Genomic DNA, 22,303 nt, shown 5'->3' on the forward strand with positions numbered 1-22,303 from the left:
TGAGCGCTGTGTAGAACGTTGCCCGGCGGACGAGCGTCCGCCGATCTTCTCCTGCGGATTTGTCTGCGCCGCTTATTGTGCGGCGCTGACGCCTCGCGGCTTACTGTTCAATCGTAATCGGCGTCACCGCGGCCATGGCGCCACCGGTGTTGAGCTTGCGCATCTCGGGGATCATCGCCTTGAGCGCCGCTTCGCGATTGGCCGGGGAGGGGTGAGTACTGAGAAATTCCGGCGGGGTGCCGCCGCCCTTGGCGCCCATCTTCTGCCACAGGGTGACCGCTGCGTCGGGCTCGTAGCCGGCCTTCGTTGCCAGGCGCATGCCGATGGCGTCCGCCTCGGCCTCGGCGGTACGGCTGTTGGGGTACTCCAGCGCCAGCTTGGCGGCGACCGCCGCACCCACCATCGCCGCACCGTGGTTGTCCGCGGCAATGCCCACCGCGACCACGCCCAGGGTGGTGGCCATGGCGCGCGACATGCGCTCCGCCGTGTGGTTGGCCAGTGCGTGGGAGATCTCGTGACCCATCACCTGGGCGAACTCGTCGTCGGTGAGCTTGAGTTTGTCGAGCAGGCCGGTGTACACCGCCATGCGCCCACCGGCCATGCACCAGGCATTCACGGTTTCCGGGTCGTCGATGATCGCCACGCTCCACTTCCAGTCAGCGCTATTCGGGTATTCGCGCTCGGCGATGGTGACCAGGCGGCCAGTGATCTGCGCCACGCGGTTGACTACCTTGGGGTCCTTCACCAGCTTCTTCTGCTTGTCGAGCTCCTGCACCGTGCTGAGATAAGCCTTCTCGGATTCCACGATGGCCGCCTGCGGCGAGATGAGCATGAACTGCGAGCGCCCGGTAGGGCTGGTGGCGCAGGCTGGCAGCAGGGCGGTGACAAGCAGGATGAGAAGTACTCGACGCATGGTGTTTTCCTGGCTGGGTCTTGAGAACGCGGAACATTGTAGCTGAAAACGCCGCCGGTTCCGGCAGCGCGTGGGTGCTTGGACCGGAGGTTGGCGCTCAGGTTTCCTCGCCGGGGTCGCGGCGCTCGAAGCCGCGGCCGAGGCCGATACCGACGACCGCCCACAATGCGGCGATGGCGGCCCCCACCACGGCCACCGCCGCCATGCCCAGGCCGAACCCCTGGGTCAGCGCGGTGAAGGCCCAGGCGTTGAGCATGTCGCCGCCGCGGTAGACCACGATATCGATGACCGGCTTGGTCTTGTAGCGCGTGCGGCGGCCGACGGCGGTGAACAGCATCTCCCGCGCGGGCCGGGTGATGGCGTAGTTGCCGACCCGCCGGGCCACCTGCAGTACCAGCACGATGGCCACCTGGGGTGCCGCGGCCAGGCTGAGCAGGCCGGCGCCCACCAGCACCGGCACGCTGGCCAGGGTGAAGGGCAGGCCGAGGCGGCTGGCGATGCGCCCTGTGGCGAACAGGGCGACCAGCAGGGTGAGGCAGTTGACCACCAGGTCCATGTTCGCCCAGATGCGCGTGCGCTGGTCGCGGTCGTAGACCTCCAGCAGGTTTTTCAGCTCGAAGTAGACGAAGGAACTGATCGCCGTGTACAGGAAGATGAACAGGCAGATGCCCAGCAGGTAGCGGCTGCGCAGCAGGTCGGCGAAGCCGGACAGCGGGTTGCCGCCGAGGGGGGAGCTATCGCTGTCGCCGCGCGGGTCACCCGCAGCGGCGTGATGCAGGCGCTGGACCCAGGCAATCAACGGCAGGGCGAGCAACAGCAGGCAGGCGGCTGCCAGCAGGGCGCTGTGGCTGCCCCACCACTGCGCCATCACCGACGCCGCCGCCGGGCCGAGCAGACCGCCGACGCTGGCGCCCGCGCCGATAAACGCGAACAGGCGCTTGGACTGGGCGCGGGTGAAAGTGTCGGCCATGAAGCTCCAGAACACGGAGATGTGGAACAGGCTGAACACGCTCACCCAGACGTAAAAGCCCATGTCGGCGACGCCGCCGGGCGCGAGGCGGCCGGCGGCCAGCCAGAACAGGCCGAAGCTGGCGGCGAACACCGCGTAGACGCCGGGGACCAAGTGGCGCAGGGCGATGCGCGAGGCGATCGCGCCGTAGGCGGAGACGGCGACGAGGCTGAAGAAGAACGTGCCCGTCCACAACATGCTGACCTGGGCGTCGCTCCAGTCGCTGGCCATGGCGTCGCGCACCGGGCGCAGCAGGTAGTAGGAGGCCATCAGCAACAGCACCAGGACGAAAGAGGCGAGGGTGACCGCAGTCTCCCCCGGGCGCACGTCGCAGGCGCGTGCCAGCAGCCGCTGCGGGCTGGTCGCGCCGCGCATCAGCCGGCGAGCGACTCGAATTTGCGCAGCATCTCGGCGCGCTGGGTCTCGTCGGGCAGTGCGCCGGTGTTGGCGCCCATGTTGTCGAGCATATGGTGCGGTTTGGAGGTGGCGGGGATGATACAGGTCACCGCCGGGTGGCCGGCGATGAACTTGAGGAAGAACTGCCCCCAGCTGGCGCAGCCCAGCTCCGCCGCCAGTGCCGGCAGCGGCTGCCCCTTGACCGCGCCGAACAGGTCGCCGCGCGCGTAGGGACGGTTGATCATGGTCGCGATACCGCGTTCGAGGGCCGTGGGCAGCAGCGCGACCTCCGCCTCGCGGTTGCCAATGTTGTAGGTGAACTGCACGAAGTCCAGCGGCTGGGTGCGCATGATGTCCAGCAACTCGGCGTGGTAGCGGCCGTGGGAGGTGGTGATGCCGACGTAGCGCACCCGGCCCTCGCGCTTCCAGGCGCGCAGGGTGTCCAGGTGGGTCTTCCAGTCGACCAGGTTGTGCACGGCGATCAGGTCCAGGCGTTCCACGCCCATGCGCCGCGCGGAAGCCTCCATTTGCGCGATCCCCGCGTCGCGGCCCTGGGTCCACACCTTGGTGGCGGTGAACAGCGGTGGTCGCGCCGGCATCGCGCGCAGCACGTCGCCCACCCGCGATTCCGCTTCGCCGTACATGGGCGAGGAATCGATGACCTTGCCACCGGCGGCAAAAAACGCGGCCAGTACCTCGCCGAGGCGCGCCAGCGTCTCGGGCGAGGCCGCGGTATCGAAGGTGCGCGAGGTGCCCATGCCGATGACCGGCAGGGCCTCTCCTGTCGAGGGGATGGTCTTGTTGATAATCGCCGCGGGGAGTGGGGTGTCGCGGCCCAGGACCAGTGGCGGCAGGGCGCCGGTGGCCAGCAGCGAGGCGGCCCAGCGCAGCGTGTGCCTGCGGTTCAGCATGGTGACTCTCCGGCAGGTGGACGAGCGCCCAGTGTTTCAGTGGGGCTCACACAGGTCAAGAGCAGCTCAAATACAGGTCAGGTACAGGCCGGGCACGGCGCCGCCCGGAGAGCTCAGGCGCAGCGGTGCGGGTTCAGATCTGGCTCAGCGCGGGCGCGGTGATTTTCAGCTTCTGTCCCGGTTGCAGGTAGGCCTGCGCGGACAGCGCATTCCACGCCACCAGTTGCTGCTGGGAGACGTTGAAGCGGCGCGCGATGCTCCACAGGGAGTCGCCCTTGCGGATCACGTAGACGTCGTTCGCCGCGCTGCGCGACGGCGCGCTGTCGTGGCTCGCGGCCAGCGCCGGCTCGGGCATGACGTTGCCGGGTAGGATCAGGGTGCGGCCGGCGCGGATGTTGTTGCCGCGCATGCCGTTGAGGGCTTTCAGGCGCGCCACGGTAGTGCCGTAGCGACGGGCGATGGTCCACAGGGAATCGCCGGGGGCGATGCGGTGGGTCAGGTCGGGCTTCTGCTGGCCGTGGCGGGCGCTGGCCGGAATGGCCGCGAGATAGCTCTGCGGCAAACCGGCCAGGCGATCGCGCGGCACGCGCACCGGGTAGCCGCGCGGCACGTGCTTGTCGCCGTCCCAGATCGGTTCGCGCAGCGCCGGGTTGTAGCGCTGCAACTCGGCGACGTCCAGGCCCAGGGCGCGGGCGACGTCCTTGACCGGCACGTAGGCGTCCAGCGGCAGCAGTGCATAGTCGACCGGCTGTTGCACCTGCAGCCCCGGGAAATAGCGCGCCGCGTTGCGGTCGACGTCCAGGGCGGCGAGGAACGAGGCGTAGAAATTGCGCGAGGCGAAACCGAATGCGGGGCCGCTGTAGCGGGCGACAATGACGCCGATGTCTTTGCTGCCGACCGCGCGCGCCGCGCGCAGAACGCCGGTGGTGCCGTGGTTGTAACCGGTGACCGCCAGCGGCCAGCTCTCGGTGACAGCGTAATTGCGCTTGAGCAGCCGCGCGGCGGCCTCGGTGGCGGTGAACGGGTCCATGCGCTCGTCGACCACATGGTCCACGCGCATGAACTGGCGGCCGGTGGCGGGCATGAACTGCCACATGCCGGCGGCGGCGACGCGCGACCAGGCGTCGGGGTTGAAGGAGGATTCCACGTGCGGCAGCACATCGAGTTCCGGGGGCAGGCCCTGTTCGGCGAGCACCTCGCGAATGAACGGTTTCCATTGGCCGGAGCGCTCCATTCCCGCGCGGAAGCGGTCGGACTGGCCGAGTTGGAAGCGCACGTCGCGGGTGGCGGCGGCGAAGCGCTGGCTGCTGGTGCCCGCGGGCCAGGCGCCGAGCACCTGGGCCTCGGTGGCGCTGAGCCCATCGCGCTTGCCGCTGGCGAGGGTCTGCAGTGCGTTGACGATTTCCTGCTTGGCGGCACGCACGCGGCGCTCGCGCACGCTGTTGCTGGCCATGGCGGGAAGGTCGACCTGCCGGTAGACGACGGCGAGGTTGCTGGCGTCGTGGATGTAGCCCTGGTCGGTGGAGACCTCGCTGTAAACGCGGGTCCAGAACTGTACTGCAGGTTGCAGTGACGCCGGCCGCGGAAAATCCTCCGCTGCCGCGCCACAACTCAGTGCCACCAGTATGGCGAAACAGAATCCCCTGACCATCCCCTTCATCCGCAGCGTTATTGAATGCCAATTTATACCAGATAGCCCCGGGGCTGGAAGCGTGCGCAGGGGCGAACAGCGCTTTTTTTGCAGCGCGTCACAGTGCTGCTCTCAGCGGCCAGATGTATGGGATGACCGCCACTGTGACCGCGCCGCACACCAGGTTCAGGGGAATGCCCGCGCGCAGGAAGTCGCCGAAGCGGTAGCCGCCGGGACCTGCGACCATGAGGTTGGTCTGGTAGCCGATCGGCGTCGCAAAGCTCGCGGAGGCGCCGAACATCAGGGCCACCACGAAGGGCTCGGGGTTGAATCCGGCGCTGTGGCAGCCAGCCAGGACTATCGGCAGCATGATCACGGCAGCCGCGTTGTTGGTGATGATCTCTGTAAGTATGGAGGTTGTGAGGTAAGTGAGCGCCAACATCGCAAGGGGGTTCGCAGTGGCCTGGAGGACCTGTCCGGCGAGCAGGGTGGCGGCGCCGGTTTGTTCCAGCGCGGCGCCCAGGGCAAAGGAAGCCCCGATACTGAGCAGCACCGGCAGGTCGAGGCTGCGCAGGGCCTGGGTCGGGGTGCAGCTGCGACTGAGTAACATCAGGCCGGCGCCGAGGAAGGCCGCATTCAGCATGCTGAGCAGTCCCAGCGCGGCGCTCGTCACCACCGCCAGCAGGATGAGCCAGGCGAGCAGCGCGCGGTCGTGGCGGGGGCGCTCCGCGGCGATACCGCTGACCAACAGGAAGTCGCGCGCCTGGGCCTGCCGGCGGACGAAGTTGGGGCGCGCCTCGAGCAGCAGCGTATCGGCGGCGTGCAGTTCGATCGAGCCCAGGTTGCCGGGAATGCGTTCGCCGCCGCGCGCCACGGCCAGCACCACCGCCTCGTAGCGCTCGCGGAAGCGCGAATTGCGAATTGTCTGGCCGATGCATTCGCAATGCGGCGAGACCACTACCTCGACCAGGCAGCGTTCCGGGTTGGCCCGTCCCAGCGCCGGTGCCTCGCCAGTGGAGGGTACCAGGCCGTTGATGCGTTGCAGGTTGACGATGGCGTCGGTGTCGCCGGCGAAGACCAGACGGTCGCCGCCGCGCAGTTGCTCCTGTGGCGCCACGGCGCCGAGCACCTGGCCGTCGCGCTCGATTTCCACCAGGTAGATGCTACCCAGGTGGCGCAGCCCGGCGGCGGCAATGCTGCGCCCCACCAGCGGACCGTCGCTGGCCACGGCCACCTCTACGGTGTACTCGCGCGGGTCGGCGAACGCTTCCTCTGCGCTGCGCCGCGGCGGCAACAGGCTGGGGAAGGCCAGCAGCATGAAGCAGGTGCCGGCCAGCGCCACGGCCAGCCCCAACGGGGTGATCGCGAACAGGGAAAAGCTGTCGCCGGTCATCTGCGAGTAGAGGCCGTTGATCACCAGGTTGGTGCTGGTGCCGATCATGGTCAGCGTGCCGCCGAGGATGGCGGCGTAGCTCAGTGGCAGCAGCAGTGCCGACGGCGAGTGACCAATGCGCCTGGCCCAGCTGTGCACGGCCGGTATCAGCGCGGCGACGATGGGAGTGTTGTTGAGGAAACCGCTGCAGGCGATCACCGGCAGCACCAGGCGCAGGCGCGCACCGGCGAGGCTGCGCGGCAGGCCGAGTACGCGACTGACCAGGAGATCGACGCCGCCGGTCGACTGGATACCGCTGGCGACGACGAACATCAGCGCGACCGTGACCAGCCCCGGATTGGCGAAGCCGGCCAGGGCCTGCTCGGTAGCGAGCACGCCGCTCAGGCTGAGGATGGCCATGGCGCCGCAGAGCACGATTTCCGTGGCCAGTCGCCCCCATACCAGGAGTGCCAGCGTGATTGCGGTGAGCCCGAGGCTGAACCAGCCCTGCCATTCCATGTTGCGACCTCGAGGCGGTGCCCCTCCCGTACCCGACGGTGGGCACGCCGGAACCGTTGACCAGCGATCATTTCATCTCCGAGACTGGACTGCCTAGAGGAAAAATTGCCGCTTTCTCGCAGGTGCGTTTTACCGGCGCGGGCATTAACGTGGCGCGATTGCCAAACTCCCGGAGTTGAACCCATGAAATATTGTCTGCCGCTGTTCGCGGTATTGCCGCTGTGTGCCTGTACCTGGGTGGAACCCTCGGTTCAGGGCAGCGCCGTGACCCTGGTGGAGGCGGTACATGTCAGCCATTGCCAGGCCCTGGGCTCGGTCACGTCCACCACCAAAGATCGTGTGGGGATAGTCAATCGCAGCGAGGAAAAGGTGGCACAGGAACTGGTCGACCTGGCGCGCAACAAGGCTGCCTCGCTGGGCGGCGACAGTATCGTCGCCCAGGGTCCGGCGCGCGATGGCTCGCAGTCGTTCCGCGTCTACCGCTGCGGTTGAGCGGGATCAGCCGCCGGCGAGCATCCAGCTGCGCAGGCGATTGGAATCGCCGAAGGGCGTGAGCTTGCCGAAGGAGTTGAGCAGTACGATGGAGACTTCCTCGCCGTCGATCACCGCGTGCATCACCAGGCAGCGGCCGGCCTCGTTGATATAGCCGGTCTTGCTCAGCTCGATGTCCCACTTCTCGTTCTTCAGCAGGCGGTTGGTGTTGGCATAGGTGAGGTAGCCGCGGTTGCGGTAGGGGTACACATCCATGCGCTGGGTGGTGGTCGCCTCGGTGATCAGCGCGTAGTCCTCGGCCGCATGCAGCATGCGCATCAGGTCCTGGGCGGTGGAGACGTTCTCCACGCGCAGTCCCGCGGGGTCGGCGAAATGGCTGTGCTGCATGCCCAGCGCCGTGGCCTTGTCGTTCATCGCCTCGACGAACCTGGCCATGCCGCCGGGGTAGGTACGCCCGAGCGCGGAGGCGGCGCGGTTCTCCGAGGACATCAGCGCCAGCAGCAGCATCTCGCGGCGGCTCAGGGTTGCGCCGTAGTCCAGGCGCGAGCCGGTCAGGCGCACCAGGTCGCGGTCGTCTTTGGTGATGGTGATTTTCTCGTCCAGCGGCAGGCCGGCGTCCAGCACCACCATGGCGGTCATCAGCTTGGTGATCGAGGCGATCGGCCGCACGCTTTCGACGTCCTTGCCGTAAATCACGTTGCCCTCGCTATCCATCACCAGGGCCGAGGCGGAGCGCAGCCCCGGGTTGCCGGTCAGGTGGGCGAATTTCGATTCGCTGGCCGCGGCCGTATTCGCCAGCAGGCCCAGGCAGGCCAGCGCGAAAAGCATGGCTTTTGCGTAGTTCATGGTCAGTCACGTCCCGTCAGGGTTGTCTTGTCTCGCGCGGGCGATGTCAGCGCGCGTGCTTTTTTCAGGAATTTTGCCTCAGTAGCCCCGCCAGCGCCAAGTCTGCGCTGTGAAATTGTGCAGTTTCCGTGCCCCAGGGAGGTGTGCAGCGCCGCTGCGCGTTGCGACAATAGGGGCAGGTTCTGGCACCGGGACGACCCACAGATGACCATCGAGACAGATCGCGACCTCGCCGCGCTGCGCCGCATCGGCCGCATTGTCGCCAGCACGCTGCAAACCATGATGCAGCGCGCCGAGCCGGGCATGACCACCGCGGAGCTCGACGCCATCGGCCGCGACCTGCTCGCGGCCCAGGGCGCCAACTCGGCGCCGCGGCGCGACTATGGCTTTCCCGGGTACACCTGTATCAGCGTCAATGAAGAGGCGGCCCACGGCGTACCCGGCGCGCGCGTGCTGTGCGCCGGTGACCTGGTGAATATCGACGTCTCGGCGGAACTGGACGGCTATTACGCCGATACCGGCGGCAGTTTCGCGCTGCCGCCCACGGACCCGCTGAAGGAACGCCTGCTCGGCGCCACGCGTTCGGCGCTGGGTGCCGCCTGCCGCGCGGCGCGTCACGACCAGCCGCTGAACGGGATCGGCCGCGCTATCACGCGGGTGGCTCGGGACCGGGGTTTTCGCGTGATGCGCAACCTGTGCAGCCACGGCGTGGGTCGCAGCCTGCACGAGGAGCCGGGGGAGATTCCGGGTTACTACGAGCCGCGCGACCGGCGCCGGCTGCACGAGGGCCTGGTAATTACCATCGAACCGTTTTTGTCGACGAAGAGCCGCATGGCCCACGAGGCGGCAGATGGCTGGACGCTGGTCGGCGCGGCGGGCAACCTCAGCGCGCAGTTCGAGCACACCATGGTGATTACTCGGGGCAGGCCTATCCTGCTGACCGTCGCCTAGCGCCGCGATGTCGTCAGCCGGGTTCGGATTCCGCCCCGGCCTCCACCCGCAGCAGGCCGCGGAAGGCGCGGCTGGCGGTGGCGTCGCCGCGCAGTACGCGGAAGACGTCCGAGGCGATGGGCATTTCCACACCGTATTCTTTGGCCAGCGCCATCACCGCCGGTGCGCTCTTGGCGCCCTCGGCGACCATGCGCATCTCGGCGACGATCTCTTCCATGTCGCGCCCGCGCGCCAGTTCCATGCCCACGTGCCGGTTGCGGCTCTGGCCGCTGGTACAGGTGGCGATCAGGTCGCCCATGCCGGCGAGTCCGGCGAAGGTTTCCGGGCGGCCGCCCATGGCCACGCCGAGGCGGGTGATCTCCGCCAGGCCGCGGGTGATGATCGCGGCGCGGGTGTTGTCGCCGGCGCCCTGGCCGTCGCCCATGCCCGCGGCGATGGCGATGATGTTCTTGAGCACGCCGCCCAGCTCGCAGCCGATCACGTCGTCGTTGGTGTAGACGCGGAACAGGCCGCTGCCGAACACTTCCTGCAGCTCGCGCACGATCACCTCGTCGTCCATGGCGATGACGCTGGCGGCGGCGTAGCCGGCCATGATCTCGCGGGCGAGGTTGGGGCCGGTGAGTACGCCGAAGGGGTGGCCGGGCAGCTCCTGCTCGATCACCTGGGTCATGCGCATACGCGTATCCAGTTCCAGGCCCTTGGTCAGGCTGATCACCGGTACCCAGGCGTGAATGTGTTCCTTCACCGTGCGCAGCACGCTGCGAAAATGCTGTGAGGGGATGGCCATCACCACCACGTCGGCGCTGCCCACCGCCGCGCCGATGTCGGTGGTGGCGACGAGTTTTTCCGGCAGCGTGGCGTCCGGCAGGTAGCCGAGGTTGGTGTGCCGCGTGTTGATCTCCTCCACCGTGTCCGCGTTACGCGCCCACAGCGTCACTTCGACGTTGCGCGTCATTACCGCGGCGATGGTCGTGCCCCAGGAGCCACCGCCGAGCACGGCGACACGTTGTACTTGCATATCAGTCCCCCCTGGCGCCGCGATTGGCGACGCCCAGTGCGCGGATGACGTCGATCCGGCGCAGTAGTTCACGCAGCTCCCGCGCCATAGCCGCGCGCTCCTCGCGCAGGCTGTCGGTGCCGCCTTCGGTCAGGCCGCGGCTGTGCAGCATCATGTAGGCATTGGTGAACAGCAGCTTGCCGATCGACGACTCGCTGGAGATACGCCGCTGCAGGTAGGCCTGGCGCCCGTAGGCCAGGGCCTGCGCGACACACTCCGCCTGTTCCATGCCCTCCCAGGGTTCGCGCCGCGCCAGCACCTGGGCCGCCACCATGTAGGCCTCGGTATAGGTTAGCAGGGTCACGTGGGCGACCAGCGGCGGCATCTTGCGCAGCAGTTCGCCGAAGCCGGTGGCGCCCTGGGACAGGATAGTCTGCCAGTCGGCATCGTAGCGCGCCATCTCGTCGCGGATTTCCTGGTGGAACTGCTCGGTGGGTGCGTAGAAGAACTCGAACTTGAACAGGTCGCGCAGGTGGTCGACCTCTTCCCAGAATACCTCGAGCGGGTCGCGCCCGGCGGTCTCGATGGACTTCAGCAGCGCCAGCTCGATGAGCGCCTTGTTGACGAAGAAGTGGATGACCGTGTTGCGGTAGTAGCTGGCCACCGGGTGCTGCTCGAGGCCGATGCCGTAGATCACCTCGGGCCCTTCGTCGTAGCGGGTGACCATGTTCTCGTCGATCATGATGCCCAGCAGGCCTTCCATCTGGTCGGCGAAGCAGCGGTCGAAATCCTTCGAGATGCGCAGCTTGCGCTCCTCCGCCCACTGCAGCAGCAAGGTGAGGTCCTCGATCACCTCCGCCTCGGTGAGCGCGCGTGGCGCCGCGCCCAGCAGGCTCATGGTGACCAGCGAGGGGAAGGTGATCGGGGTGACCTTGTTGGCCTGTACGGCGACGTCGAAGGCGATCTTGGACAGCGCCAGGCGGTCGCCCGGCTCGGGCGCGCGCTGCAGCACCACCGGCCGGCCGATGTTCATGTACACCTTGCCCATGGGCCGGTTGAGGCTGCGCACGTAACCGATAAACCACTTCAGGGATTCTGCGCCCTTGCCCTCGCCGGTCTGCTCCTTCGCGTACTCCTCGACGTCGCGGATGATGTCGTAGCTGATCGAGATGGGCACGATGTGGATGTTCTCGGCCTGGGTCTGGTGGCAGGCCTCGAGTACGTATTTGAGCAGGCCGAAGCGCGGCGGCATCAGCTTGCCCAGGCGCGAGCGCGTGCCCTCGAAGGCCCAGTTGAGCGGGAAGCGCTTCTCCATCAGGTAGCCGATGTAGTGGCGCAGGGTGACCTTGTACAGCTCGTTGTCTTGGAAGCTGCGCTTGATGAAGATGCCGCCGGAGTGGTGCACCAGGTGGCCGAAGCCCGGGAAGTTGAGGTTGGCGCCGCCGAACATGTGCGGCATGGGGAAGTCGTTGTCGAACAGCACCTTGGGCACGACCATGCCGTCGAGGTAGGTCTTGTGTGTCCACAGCAGCATGGAGGGGTAGCTGCGCACTACCTGGCGCAGTTCCTCCATGGCCTGGCGGTCGAACACGATATCGCTGTAGCCGAGCTTGAGGCAGAAGGAATTGAAGCGCGCGTAGACGTCCAGCCACAGTGAGGTGGGTTGGGACACCATCTCGTCCATGTAGGTGGCGGCCTCTTCCATCAGCGCCTGCTTCGGCGTGCCGGTCTGTTCAGAGAGCGCTTCCACCGCGCGGTTGAAGTCGCCGCTGCTCATCAGCGTGGCGGCGACGTGGCGCGGGATCTTGTAGCGGCTGCCCTTGAGCTTGCGCTCGGCGATATCCAGCACCACAGCGGCCTGGCGAGCGACGAACCCGGCGAACGCGCTGGTACTTTCCGTGCCGGCGCTGGCGCGGTGCGAGGCGAATCGCTGCTGCAGGTTGGCCACGCTGTCCGGCTGGCCGACAACCAGGCGGATGCGTTCCGGGTGGCGGTCGAGTATGCGCCGCGCGCGGCGCGCGTTGGGCCGCCGGGGGTCGCCGAGGAACAGCTGCAGGAACAGGCCAAAGCCGCTGGTGGACTCCTCCTGCGCCTGCCAGTTGACGCGCAGCGGCACCACCAGGCTCTTCGGTGGCAGGTCCAGGGCCAGCGCCAGGTGGCCGCTATGAAAGCCGGTGCGCTCGTCGCGCAGGTCCAGGGTCACCTGTAGCGAGGGTGCGTTGCCGGTGTCGTGGTAGGCCAGCCAGCCGCGCAGGATTTCCTCTTCGAGGACGTTGCGCGCGTCGAGGATGAACAGCGTCTGCCGCGTCCCGGCCGCCAGCGGCCAGGGGTCCAGGTGCGAGTAGATCGATTGCAGTGGCAAGGCGCTTAGCTCTCAGCCGCCTTGCGCTTGGGGCGCGCCTTGGGTCGCGTGCTGGGGCGGCCGGCTGTACTGCGTGCCTTGGGCGCGCTGCGAGCGGCTTCCTGGCTGGCCGGCCTGTCGGTGGCCGGGGTTTTGGCCCTGGACTTTGCTTTGGCTTTTGCCTTAGCTTTGGCTTTGCCCGCGGCTTTTGCCGGCGCTTTCTTCGTCGCGCTCTTGCGTTTCGGGGCCGCCTTTTTTGCCGGTGCCGCTTTTGCCGCGGCCTTCTTCGCCGCTGTCTTCGCGGCCGGCTTCACGGCTGCCTGGTCTTTCGCTGCTTCGGCTGTGCTGTCACTTGCCGGCGCCGCTTCCTCCGGCTGGCCCAGGCAGCGCAGGTACATGTTGCGCACCTCGCGGATGTGCTCGTCGAGGTCGGCGCGGCGCCAGTCGGCGGTTTCCACCGGCGGCAGGATCTCCACGTCGACAGTGGCCGGGCGGTAGACGAACTCGCCGCGCGGAGCGACGTCGCCGGCGTTGCGGATGACGATGGGCACGATCGGCACCTTCGCCTGCATGGCGATGTGGAAGGCGCCTTTCTTGAACGTTGCCAGCGTCGGCGACACGGTGCGCGTACCCTCCGGCGCCATCACCACGGACTTGTTCTCCGCGTGCATCACCTCGACCAGCGAGTTGACCGACTTGATCGCCGAGCGCGCATCGCTGCGGTCGATGAAGATGGTGCCGGTGTACTCCATCACCTTGCCCAGCAGCGGCGACTCGGTCTTGATCTCCTGCTTGCCGACACTGGCGAAATCCCGGCGCAGCAGGCGCGCCAGGATGATGACATCGGCCTTGCTCTGGTGGTTGAAGATGAACACGCAGGGCCGCGAGGACCACAGGTGCTCCTCGCCCTTCACGCGCAGGCGCATGCCGATCAGCGCGCTGGCCAGTTCGCCGAAGGTGGCCACGGAAAAGTTGATGGACTCGCGGCGCGAGCCGGTGAGCGCGTAGATCGGCAGGCCTGCGATGAAACTGCCGACCATGGAACTGGTGGCGGCGACGGAGCGCGCCATCTGGCTGACACTGGGACGTCCGCGGCTGCCGAAGTGGGCCTCCGGCCATTGCTGCTCCTGGGCGACGCGCGCCAGCCGGTCGCTGGGGTTCAGCGCCACCGGCTTGCCGACCACTTCGAGCAGGTCGAGGTCGTCGGTGCTGTCGGAATAAAAGAACGCGTCGGACAGACGCGCCTTGAAGCGCTTGGCCAGGCCCTCGGCGGCGCGCACCTTGCCCTGGCCGAAGCAGGTCGGTCGCACCACCGAGCCGGTGAAGCGCCCGTCCTCGACCTCGAGGTCGGTACACAGCACGTGTTCGATACCCAGGTCGCGCGCCGCGGGCAGTACCTGGTAGGGGGTCGCCGAGGAGATCACCGCGACGGTGTGGCCGCGCGCCAGGTGCGCCTGCACCAGCGCCCGCGACTCCGGGTAGACGCGGCGCGCGATATGCTCGCGGTAGAGCTTGCGGCTGACGCCCTGGTAGGTGGTCTCCTCGATGTCCTGCAGGAATTGTGCGCCCACGTTCATCATCGCCGAGAAGCCCATGCTGCCCAGGCTGAAGCTGGCCATGGCGGTGATCAGCTCGAACAACTGTGCCGGCGAGAGATCGCCACGGCGGAACTGCTCGCGGACGAGGTCTACGGCGGAGTAACCGGAAATGAGGGTGCCGTCGAAGTCGAAAATTGCAAGGACCTGCGGTCCTTCAGGTGAATTCTCGATGGAGTGCAGAAGTTCGTCGAGCGTGGCCATGCCGATTCCCAGGAGTTTTCGCAAGCATACCTCATCGGTGCGAAAATCTGGCAATTTCGCCGGCTGCGGGCAAAAAAAAAGCCGTCACTGTACAGCTGTGACGGCTGGTCGGGGTAAAGCCTTATTGTTCTGCCCAGGTTGTTCTCTTCCCGGTCCGCTACCGGATCACGTCCCTCTGGCCGTGGTCATCTCTGACTAATGCCCACTGGCTTCCCCGAGTGCGGGCAGCGTTCCAATGTCGTGATCCATCCCATGCACAGAGCACAACTTGCTGCCAACAACTCCAGTATAGGGAGGAGAGATTTCAGGGCAAGAAATTACGCCATGATCTTTTTTTATGTCACTTGATAACCGCGGATTATAACTATCGTAACCCGCGATTGAGCGGCGCGGTCAGGGGGTGTCGGCCTTGCGGAACAGCAGCGTCATGCGGTCGGATTCGCCGATGGCTTCCATCGCCGCGCGGCGCTCGGGGTTCAGGGTGCTGCCGTCGAGGGAGGGGGGCAGGCGCCAGACCTTGTCGTCCGGCCCGGGAATGTCTTTCGGGTTGGCGTTGATCTCGCTGCTCGCGACCAGTTCGAAGCCGGCGGCCTCGAACATGGCGATGACCTCCGACTGCTTCAGGTAACCGCGACTGCCATCGCTGCCCTCGGCGGGAGCGGATTCCGGCAGGCGGTGCTGGACCACGCCGACCATGCCCTCGGGCTTCAACATGGCGCGCACCGAGGCCAGCGCCTGGCTGCGAGTACCCGCCACCGGTTCGAAACGGTTCAGGTTGTGCAGCGCGCGGAACATCAGTACGCGGTCGACGCTGCCGGCCGCCTTGGGGGGCAGCGTGCTGAACGTGAAACCGCGCGCTTTGATACCGTTGTCGGTGATGCTTTTGACCGTGTCCGGGAAGCCGGCGGTGGAGGCGATGCGCGCCTTGACCCAGTCATCGCTGAAGCCGAACAGCGGCCACATGCGGTCGTTGTAATTCACGCCGTAGATGGTGCCCTGCGCACCGAGGTAGGGGGCGAGTACCCGCGTGTACCAGCCGCCGCCGGGCAATACCTCGGCCACTGTCATGCCCGGCTCGACCTGGAAAAAGCGCAGTGTCTCGACCGGGTGGCGGGCGGCATCGCGTACGCGATCGGCCTCCCCGCGCGCTGCCACCACCGCCTCCAGCGTTGGGTCCGCTGCCGGGGTGTCGGCGAATGCCGCCTGGCCGATGGCCAGTGACAGGCCGATGGCGGACAGGATTCGAATGGCGCGAGGCATGTCGTGTTCTCCGGCTGTTGATACGGGAGGTGCGCGGGGTTTATTTCTCCGCGTCCTGCCCTGATACTGTGCGCCACTGAGGGGCGGGAAGCAAGCCATGCACCGGGGGGAACAGCAGTCTTTTAGCGCGTGGCACCTGCTCGCCGCGGCCGTGCTATTCCTGCTGGCGTTGCTGCCGCGCTGGTACAGTGCACAGACCCTGGGCTGGGATTGGGATAGCCCCGGCAGTTTCACCCTGGTGAATTTTGACGAGGCTGGTTCCTGCCGCGCCGCGCTCGAGGGCTTCAACTACAGCCCGTTTCTCGGCTTCCAGACCATCGCCATCGCCTCTGCACTCGGGCACCCGCCGCCGGTCGACGTGCGCGGGGACGAGCGCCGTGTCAAAGCCTACTGTCACAGTCCCGAACACCTGCTGGTGGCGCGCAGTTACTCGGCGCTGCTCGGTGCATTGACGGTGGTCGCCGTGGTTGTCCTCGCCGCGCAATTGCTACCCGGTAGCCCGGGTGCGGCGCTGTTCGCCGGGGCACTGGTGGCGGTGTCCGGCTTTCACATCAGCCAGTCGCAGTCGGGCACCGTGGATGCGGCCTCCACGTTTTTCATCTATGCGTTCATCGCCGCGCTCGCCTGGTCGCTGCGCAGCGGCAGGTCGTTGGGATTATGGCTGAGTGTGCCGCTGCTGGTCGCCGCCGTGTGGACCAAGTTCTGGGTCTTCGCCCTGTTCGCCTATGCCGCGTGGCTGCCGGCCGGTGCCTGGCGCTACCTCAGTGCGGGCTGGTCGGCGTGGCGCGTCGCACTGTTGCCGATCGCCCTGGCGACCTGGCTGGCGGCGCTGACCAACGCGGACTTCCCGCAACAACTACTGGTGCTGCCGCTGGCCTGTTACGCGCTGGTGATTCCCTGGACAGGTGTGCGCCGCCCGCTGTTGTTGCTGTGGCTGTTGGCACCACTGGCGCTGTGGGCGCTGACCCAGGTGGACCTCATCTATAAGTACACCGCAGGTGTGCAGGCCACGAACTTCGGCACCGGTTACGCGGACATCGGCGCCAACAAGTGGTTGCGCAACCTGGTCAATGTGCCCGCGGTGTTGTTGCTCGGCCTCGGCATTCCCGCCTGCATGCTGCTACCCGTGGGTGTGCTGCGCCTGTGGCGGGCCGCGCGCGCCGGGGATGCGCGCTGGCGGCCGTGGCTGGCGCTGCTGCCGCTGGCGGCGTTTGCGGTGTTCATGGCGTTCCTCGCCCCGGTCACCTACTACCGGCACTACCTGCCATTGATACCCGCCGCGGCGCTGTTGATCGCCGCCGGCGCCTGGGCGTGGCCCTGGCGCTACCGTCCGCTGCTGCTTGGCGCGGTCCTGGCGTGGAGTGCGGCCCTGGCCTGGGACATGGTCGGCGACTACCACGACGACCCGCGCAGGGAACTGCGTCCCTGGTTTGCCGCACATCCCGGCGTGGGGGTGTTCTACACGTTTTATGTCAACCCGCCGCCGGGGGCGCAGGTTGCCCTGTTGCGTCCCGAGTACGCCCGGGGCGACGCCAGCGCGTTGCGCCAGGCGGATTACGTGATCATGAGCGAGAACTGGTACGACACCGCGTTCGCCAACGAGTTGAACGGCCCCTTGGTCGGTAACCTTGACCGCCTGGTGAAAACCCGCCCGGAATACACGCTGTTCTATCGCCAGGTGTTGGCCGGCGAGTCGCCCTGGCTGCGGCCGGAGGCGTCTTTCGACCTGTCGCACTTCATGCCCGAGATGCTGCTGCATCGTGCGCTCTACGGCAACTTCCAGCTCTTTGTCGGCGACCTCAAGGTGTTCCGTGTGCGCAAGTAATGCCGGGCTGATGGCACGTGGCCTGCGCTTCGGCGTGGTCGGCGTAGTGACCGCCGCATTGCACTACGGCACCCTCTACCTCGGTGTCGCTTGGCTGGGGCAGGGCAGCACCGCGGCCAGCAGTGTTGGCTTTGTCGTGGCGGTCAGTTTTAATTACGCGATGCACTATTACTGGACTTTCGCCGATGGCGTCGAAGCCGCCCCACACGGGCGAGCGCTGCGTCGCTATGCGGCGATGGTCGCCGTCGGTTTCGTGCTCAACGCACTGGTCATGTATCTGGGCGTGCACGGCCTGCACTGGCACTACCTGCTCGCCCAGGCTGCCGCGCTGGTGGTGGTTGTCGCCTGGAACTTCACACTGGCCAACGCCTGGGTTTTCCGGGCCTGAGGGGGCGGTTTGTCGCACACCATTACAGTCGTCGTGCCTATCTACAACGAGAGCGACGTACTCGCGCAGTTCCACGAGCGCCTGTGCGGGGTGCTGGATGCCTGTGCCGGCGAGTTCTCGATACTCTACGTGGACGATGGCAGCGAGGACGACAGCCTCGCCCTGCTGCACGACCTGCGCAGCACGGATTCACGCGTCGGCGTGATCGAGCTGTCGCGCAACTTCGGCAAGGAGGTGGCGCTGAGCGCCGGGCTGGATCACGCCGGCGGTGAAGCGGTGATCGTCATGGACGCCGACCTGCAGGACCCGCCGGAACTGATCCCGCAATTCATCGACGCCTGGCAGGCCGGCTACGACGTGGTCTACGGCCAGCGCCGCGACCGGCGCGGCGACTCCCCCTTCAAGCGCAATTCCGCGCGCGCGTTCTACCGTGTGCTCGGCGTGTTGAGCGACGTCGAGATACCCCGCGATGTCGGCGATTTCCGGTTGCTCAGTCGGCGCGCGGTGGAAGCCCTGAAATCGCTGCCGGAGCGGCACCGCTACATGAAGGGGTTGTTCGCCTGGATCGGTTTCCCGCAAAAGGCCATCCCCTACGACCGCGAGGCGCGCGTCGCCGGTGTGTCGCGCTGGAATGTCTGGCGCCTTTGGAATTTTGCCCTCGAAGGCATTACCTCTTTCTCTGCAGCACCCCTGAAGATGGCCACGTACCTGGGGCTGGTAACGTCCACCGTGGCCTTCATATATGGTGTCTACATGTTGTTGCGCACGTTGTTCTTCGGCAACCCGGTACCCGGCTACCCGTCGCTGATCATCGTTATCCTGTTCCTGGGCGGTGTGCAGTTGATCTGCCTTGGCATCATTGGCGAATACCTCGCGCGCACTTACAACGAGAGCAAGCAGCGGGCCCTGTACTTCATCAAGGGCTATCACCCCTCTGCCGACCAGCACAGCGACGAATCCTGATGACTACCGACACCCCCGTTGCCCGGCCGGCGATGATGCGACTCGACCCGCTGCAGGTTCTGCTGTTCCTCGCCGGCATTCTTATCTACCTGTCCTTCGGCTATACCGAGATGGCTGGCTCGGACCTGTGGTGGCACCTCGCCGCCGGGCGCGAGTTGTTCCAGACCGGGACGCCCTGGATGGTGGACGACTGGTCCTACTCCGCCCTCGGCCACGACTGGCTGAACCACGAGTGGTTCGCCGATATCATCTTCTGGTCCTGGGCGTCGGCTTTCGGCCAGGCCAGCCTGGTGTACTGGAAGTGGCTGGTGGTGATCGTCACCTTCTGCCTGTTGCAGTGGACATTGCAGCGCCAGACCGGCAATGGTTTCGCCGCGCTGGTCTGCGCCGCGCTCGCGGCGGCTATCGCCGCGCCGTTTATCGATATTCGCCCGCATCTTTACAGCCTGTTGTTTTACTGCCTGCTGCTCTGCCTGCTGTTGGGCAAGACACCCAGGCGCTGGCTACTGGCACTGATCTTCCTGGTCTGGGTGAACCTGCACGGCGGGTTTTTCTTCGGCCTGATGGCGCTGGGCGTGCTGCTGTTTCCCTGGCGCAATTTCAGCCTGCTGCGTCTACGCACGGCGTTTCTTACGGGGCTGCTGTGTCTCGCCGCGGCGGCCATCAATCCCTCCGGCTTCGAGACGTTTCTCTACCCGCTGGTTTACGCCTTCGACAGTAGCTCGCCGTACCGCGGGCTGGGCGAATGGCTGCCGCCCTTCAAACCCGGCGGCATCCGCTCGCCGCTGTTTTTCTATTTCATGTGGGCGCCGCTGTTGGCGCTGGTCTATGCCGTGCCCGCGGTGAGAAAGCGCCTGGGCGACGTGCCCTGGGAAGGGCTGGTGCTTACCGGCCTGACCCTCGCCATGGCATTGACGAGCCGCCGCTTCATTCCGATTTTCGGCATCTCCCTGGCATTGCTCCTGGCGCCGCTTGCCGGGCTGGTGTTCGATGTGCTGCGCCACCGCGCGCTGCAGTACCTGGTGGCGATGGTATTCATCAGTGTCGGTGTGGCGCGCCTGTGGTACTACCCGTTACAGGCGGCGCCGGCGTTCCACTACCTCACCGCCGAGTACACCTACCCCGAGGACATGGTCAGCTTCATGCAGGCCAACGACCTGCACGGCAAGGTGTTCGCGCTGTACAACTGGGGCGGCTACCTGCACCTGCGCACCGACGGCGCGATGAAGGTGTATATCGATGGCCGCGCCGACACCCTTTACTCCGCCGACGAGTACAACCTGTATGTCGGCGTCCTGCGCGGCATGCCGGGCTGGATCGACGTTATCGAAGGCACCGGGGCGCAATACATACTGTGGCCCGCGGCCTCGCGCAACGGGCCGCGGATGCTCGAGCGCCTGCTGGCCAGCAAGCGCTGGCGGCTGGTCTACCAGGACGCAGTGTCCTTCCTCGTGGTGCGCAACGGCGTGCCGATACCTGAAAAACTCAAGGCCTCGCCAGGCTCGCCCGCGCGGGACCTCACGGTGGCGATGAACGCCGCGCGGGAGAACCGGGTGGAACTCGCCCTGGTGTACACGCGGCGTGTGCGCGAGGCAGTGCCGTGGCAGAAGACCGCCTGCCAGCTGCAGGTGAACATGCTGCGTTTCCAGGACCATCTGCGCGAGGCGGCTGACGTTTTGCAGGAGTGCCGGGGCTGGTTCCCCACCGACATGCTGAATTGATCAGCTTCAGCGCAGCTCGGCCAGCAGGGAGTCGATGCCGTGCAGGGCCTGGCTCGCGTAGCCGCCGCCGAACAGGTTGAAGTGGTTGAGCAGGTGGTAGAGGTTGTACAGCGTGCGGCGCGTGCCGTAACCCGGGTCCAGGGGCAGTGCCGCGCGGTAGGCGGCGTAGAAATCCGCGCCGAAGCCGCCGAACAATTCGCTCATTGCGATATCCGCCTCACGATCGCCGCGGTACACCGCCGGGTCGAATAGCACCGGCATGCCGGTCTCGTCCACGCCCCAGTTGCCGCCCCAGAGGTCACCGTGCAGCAACGACGGGAATGGGTGATAGGTGGTGAAGAATTGAGGCAGCACTTCCAGAAGTTGCTCGCCGCGGTGGATCAAAGTGTGCGGGGCGCCGTTGTTTGCCGCCAGGCGGAGTTGGAAGCCCAAACGCTGTTCGCGCAGGAAGCTTATCCATTCATCCGCGAGTAAGTTCGGCTGCGGCGTGGTACCGATGAAATTGTCGCGCGGCCAGCCGAAGTGTGCACCGGGTATGGCATGCAGTGCCGCCAGTTGTTCGCCGAAACGTGCGCCGGCCGCCGATGGGCTGCCGCGCATCTCGATGAACTCCAGCGCCAGCCAGGCGCCGTCGGTATCGACGCCGTGGGCGATGGCGCGCGGTACGCGGATGCAGCCGGTGTCGCCCAGCGCGTTGAGTCCGTCCACCTCCGCCGCGAACATGGGCAGGCGGTCCGCCAGGTTGCGCTTGACGAAAACGCGTTGGCCATCGCCCTCCAGGCATATCGCCTCGTTGATATCGCCACCGCCTATTCTTCGTGAGCTTGTAGGCTTGAATGGGCGCCCGGTGGCGGCGGTGATGGCTTCCTCGATTGAAGGCACCGGGTTGATTCTGGACATTATATGCTTTCTATATCTTTAACTTCCCAACAATCTTCTTGAAGAATGAGCCAAGTTGTGTAGGTGAAGGTTCTCCTTTTAACCGTCCAACAGCATCTGCTATTGACTGAAGGTCATCGCATTGAATGTTGTGCTCGCTTTGCGACAGAGCGAGTTTTTCCATAAGCCAATCAATCGTGCTTGGGCTCACTCTCAATATGTCCTCCTCATTTCGAAGGGCGTTTGTGTCGTAAGCGGTGATGTCTTCTTCTATGGAAAAGCCAGCCCTATCTTCAAACCTCTGGACCGCATGCTCTCCTGAAATAAGTAACTCTCTATAAAGTTCGCTGTGAAAATGAAGCTTTTCCCCTTTAAGCTGGCGCAACTCTGAGAGAAGCGTTTTATCTTCCGGTTTGAAATCCCGGTGGAACTTTCGGTAAATATACAGTAGTTGAATCGCCTCTTTGGACAGGCTGAAGTTGCTTGAAGGCACATCGGCATCTCTCCAGGGCAGTTCAGCTTTGTCCATAAAATATCGCACTACATCTCCGTTGGGGAAAAGACTCTTATCGTACTTGTGTGCAAAGACATTTTGACTTTCAAAAACATCATCCAGGATGTTCAGTCGAATCGCGTAGGAAAAGTTGTATTTTTCGTTGAGTGGGCGAAAAGACTGCTTTTGTCGCTCTTGAAACGCACTTTCCATCCTTGATTTCATCGGGCGAAAGAATATATGAACCACTATCTTGCTGTAGTACGGTTTAAAAAAATTGTACAGCTCTAGCGTGTTTTCACGGTTCAGCTTCGATATGGATTCGGCGGAAATAATGTCAATGTCTGTATTGCTTTTCTCAATAGCCTCTTGCAGTTTGTTTCTCGCGTGATCTCTCACTTGGGGGCTCTTGCCGGGCTCAAAGGCCTGATTTATCCACATCGACGAATTCGGAATTCCCGAGTTCAAATACGTATGTTCAGCTTCGTCCCTTGTGTGGAAGAGATAATCCTGAATTGAAGAAGTTCCAGTTTTATGTGTTCCAGGATGTACAATTAGCTTTTTTCCACTCATACCAAAATCCGACTAAGGAGCCCAC

At 65.5% G+C, this 22,303-nt stretch carries 18 protein-coding genes; 6 read left to right on the forward strand and 12 right to left on the reverse strand.

Annotation, left to right across the window (positions count from 1 at the left end; genetic code table 11):
- Positions 1-100 precede the first annotated feature (100 nt).
- The 5 genes from E4634_RS16450 to E4634_RS16470 all read right to left on the reverse strand — a co-directional run bounded on the left by E4634_RS16450 (position 101) and on the right by E4634_RS16470 (position 6,750).
- Positions 101-913 carry a M48 family metallopeptidase gene (locus E4634_RS16450; RefSeq protein ID WP_135445756.1) on the reverse strand — a complete coding sequence of 271 codons (813 nt, stop codon included), beginning with the start codon at positions 911-913 and terminating at the stop codon, positions 101-103.
- A 97-nt stretch (positions 914-1,010) separates the two neighbouring features.
- Positions 1,011-2,297, reverse strand: a complete 1,287-nt coding sequence (locus E4634_RS16455; RefSeq protein WP_135445757.1) for an NTP/NDP exchange transporter — start codon at positions 2,295-2,297, stop codon at positions 1,011-1,013.
- Positions 2,297-3,229 carry an aldo/keto reductase gene (locus E4634_RS16460; protein WP_206046920.1) on the reverse strand — a complete coding sequence of 311 codons (933 nt, stop codon included), beginning with the start codon at positions 3,227-3,229 and terminating at the stop codon, positions 2,297-2,299. Before E4634_RS16460 ends, E4634_RS16455 begins: the two co-directional genes overlap by 1 nt.
- A gap of 133 nt (positions 3,230-3,362) precedes the next feature.
- On the reverse strand, positions 3,363-4,880 hold the full coding sequence (locus tag E4634_RS16465) for a lytic transglycosylase domain-containing protein (RefSeq protein WP_167854947.1): 1,518 nt from the start codon (positions 4,878-4,880) through the stop codon (positions 3,363-3,365).
- Between the two features lie 97 nt (positions 4,881-4,977).
- The gene (locus E4634_RS16470; RefSeq protein WP_135445759.1) at positions 4,978-6,750 is read right to left on the reverse strand and encodes an SLC13 family permease; all 1,773 of its coding nucleotides are present in this window, start codon (positions 6,748-6,750) and stop codon (positions 4,978-4,980) included.
- A gap of 183 nt (positions 6,751-6,933) precedes the next feature.
- Here E4634_RS16470 and E4634_RS16475 point away from each other — a divergent pair, with 183 nt between their 5' ends.
- On the forward strand, positions 6,934-7,242 hold the full coding sequence (locus E4634_RS16475) for a DUF4156 domain-containing protein (protein WP_135445760.1): 309 nt from the start codon (positions 6,934-6,936) through the stop codon (positions 7,240-7,242).
- A gap of 6 nt (positions 7,243-7,248) precedes the next feature.
- Here the strand turns inward: E4634_RS16475 and pbpG are convergent, their stop codons facing one another.
- Complete coding sequence (gene pbpG, locus E4634_RS16480; protein ID WP_240725224.1) at positions 7,249-8,088, reverse strand: D-alanyl-D-alanine endopeptidase; 840 nt, start codon at positions 8,086-8,088, stop codon at positions 7,249-7,251.
- 204 nt (positions 8,089-8,292) lie between these two features.
- Between pbpG and map the strand changes: the two genes are divergently transcribed.
- Positions 8,293-9,039 (forward strand): type I methionyl aminopeptidase, encoded by a 747-nt coding sequence (gene map, locus E4634_RS16485; protein ID WP_135445761.1) that lies wholly within the window; start codon positions 8,293-8,295, stop codon positions 9,037-9,039.
- 13 nt (positions 9,040-9,052) lie between these two features.
- Here map and E4634_RS16490 read toward each other — a convergent pair whose 3' ends face one another.
- The 4 genes from E4634_RS16490 to E4634_RS16505 form a co-directional block, all read right to left on the reverse strand.
- On the reverse strand, positions 9,053-10,057 hold the full coding sequence (locus E4634_RS16490; RefSeq protein WP_135445762.1) for an NAD(P)H-dependent glycerol-3-phosphate dehydrogenase: 1,005 nt from the start codon (positions 10,055-10,057) through the stop codon (positions 9,053-9,055).
- 1 nt (position 10,058) lies between these two features.
- Entirely contained in the window at positions 10,059-12,398 is a 2,340-nt protein-coding gene (locus E4634_RS16495) for a glycerol-3-phosphate 1-O-acyltransferase (RefSeq protein ID WP_135445763.1), read from the reverse strand.
- 5 nt (positions 12,399-12,403) lie between these two features.
- Complete coding sequence (locus E4634_RS16500) at positions 12,404-14,200, reverse strand: HAD-IB family hydrolase (protein ID WP_240725225.1); 1,797 nt, start codon at positions 14,198-14,200, stop codon at positions 12,404-12,406.
- 369 nt (positions 14,201-14,569) lie between these two features.
- On the reverse strand, positions 14,570-15,436 hold the full coding sequence (locus E4634_RS16505) for a class I SAM-dependent methyltransferase (protein ID WP_135445764.1): 867 nt from the start codon (positions 15,434-15,436) through the stop codon (positions 14,570-14,572).
- A 97-nt stretch (positions 15,437-15,533) separates the two neighbouring features.
- Between E4634_RS16505 and E4634_RS16510 the strand changes: the two genes are divergently transcribed.
- The 4 genes from E4634_RS16510 to E4634_RS16525 are packed head-to-tail and all read left to right on the forward strand — an operon-like array spanning position 15,534 to position 20,333.
- Positions 15,534-17,261 carry a glycosyltransferase family protein gene (locus E4634_RS16510; protein WP_135445765.1) on the forward strand — a complete coding sequence of 576 codons (1,728 nt, stop codon included), beginning with the start codon at positions 15,534-15,536 and terminating at the stop codon, positions 17,259-17,261.
- Between the two features lie 10 nt (positions 17,262-17,271).
- Positions 17,272-17,649, forward strand: a complete 378-nt coding sequence (locus tag E4634_RS16515) for a GtrA family protein (RefSeq protein WP_135445766.1) — start codon at positions 17,272-17,274, stop codon at positions 17,647-17,649.
- A 9-nt stretch (positions 17,650-17,658) separates the two neighbouring features.
- Positions 17,659-18,612, forward strand: a complete 954-nt coding sequence (locus tag E4634_RS16520; RefSeq protein WP_135445767.1) for a glycosyltransferase family 2 protein — start codon at positions 17,659-17,661, stop codon at positions 18,610-18,612.
- Positions 18,612-20,333 (forward strand): hypothetical protein, encoded by a 1,722-nt coding sequence (locus E4634_RS16525; RefSeq protein ID WP_135445768.1) that lies wholly within the window; start codon positions 18,612-18,614, stop codon positions 20,331-20,333. The genes E4634_RS16520 and E4634_RS16525 overlap by 1 nt, the downstream gene beginning before the upstream one ends.
- A 6-nt stretch (positions 20,334-20,339) precedes the next feature.
- On the opposite strand, the gene E4634_RS16530 is transcribed toward E4634_RS16525, so the two are convergent.
- The gene (locus tag E4634_RS16530) at positions 20,340-21,233 is read right to left on the reverse strand and encodes a fructosamine kinase family protein (protein ID WP_135445769.1); all 894 of its coding nucleotides are present in this window, start codon (positions 21,231-21,233) and stop codon (positions 20,340-20,342) included.
- 10 nt (positions 21,234-21,243) lie between these two features.
- Positions 21,244-22,278, reverse strand: a complete 1,035-nt coding sequence (locus E4634_RS16535) for a hypothetical protein (protein WP_135445770.1) — start codon at positions 22,276-22,278, stop codon at positions 21,244-21,246.
- Between the last annotated feature and the right edge of the window lie 25 nt (positions 22,279-22,303).

The sequence above is a fragment of the Mangrovimicrobium sediminis genome, assembly GCF_004745945.1.
GTDB lineage: Bacteria > Pseudomonadota > Gammaproteobacteria > Pseudomonadales > Halieaceae > Mangrovimicrobium > Mangrovimicrobium sediminis.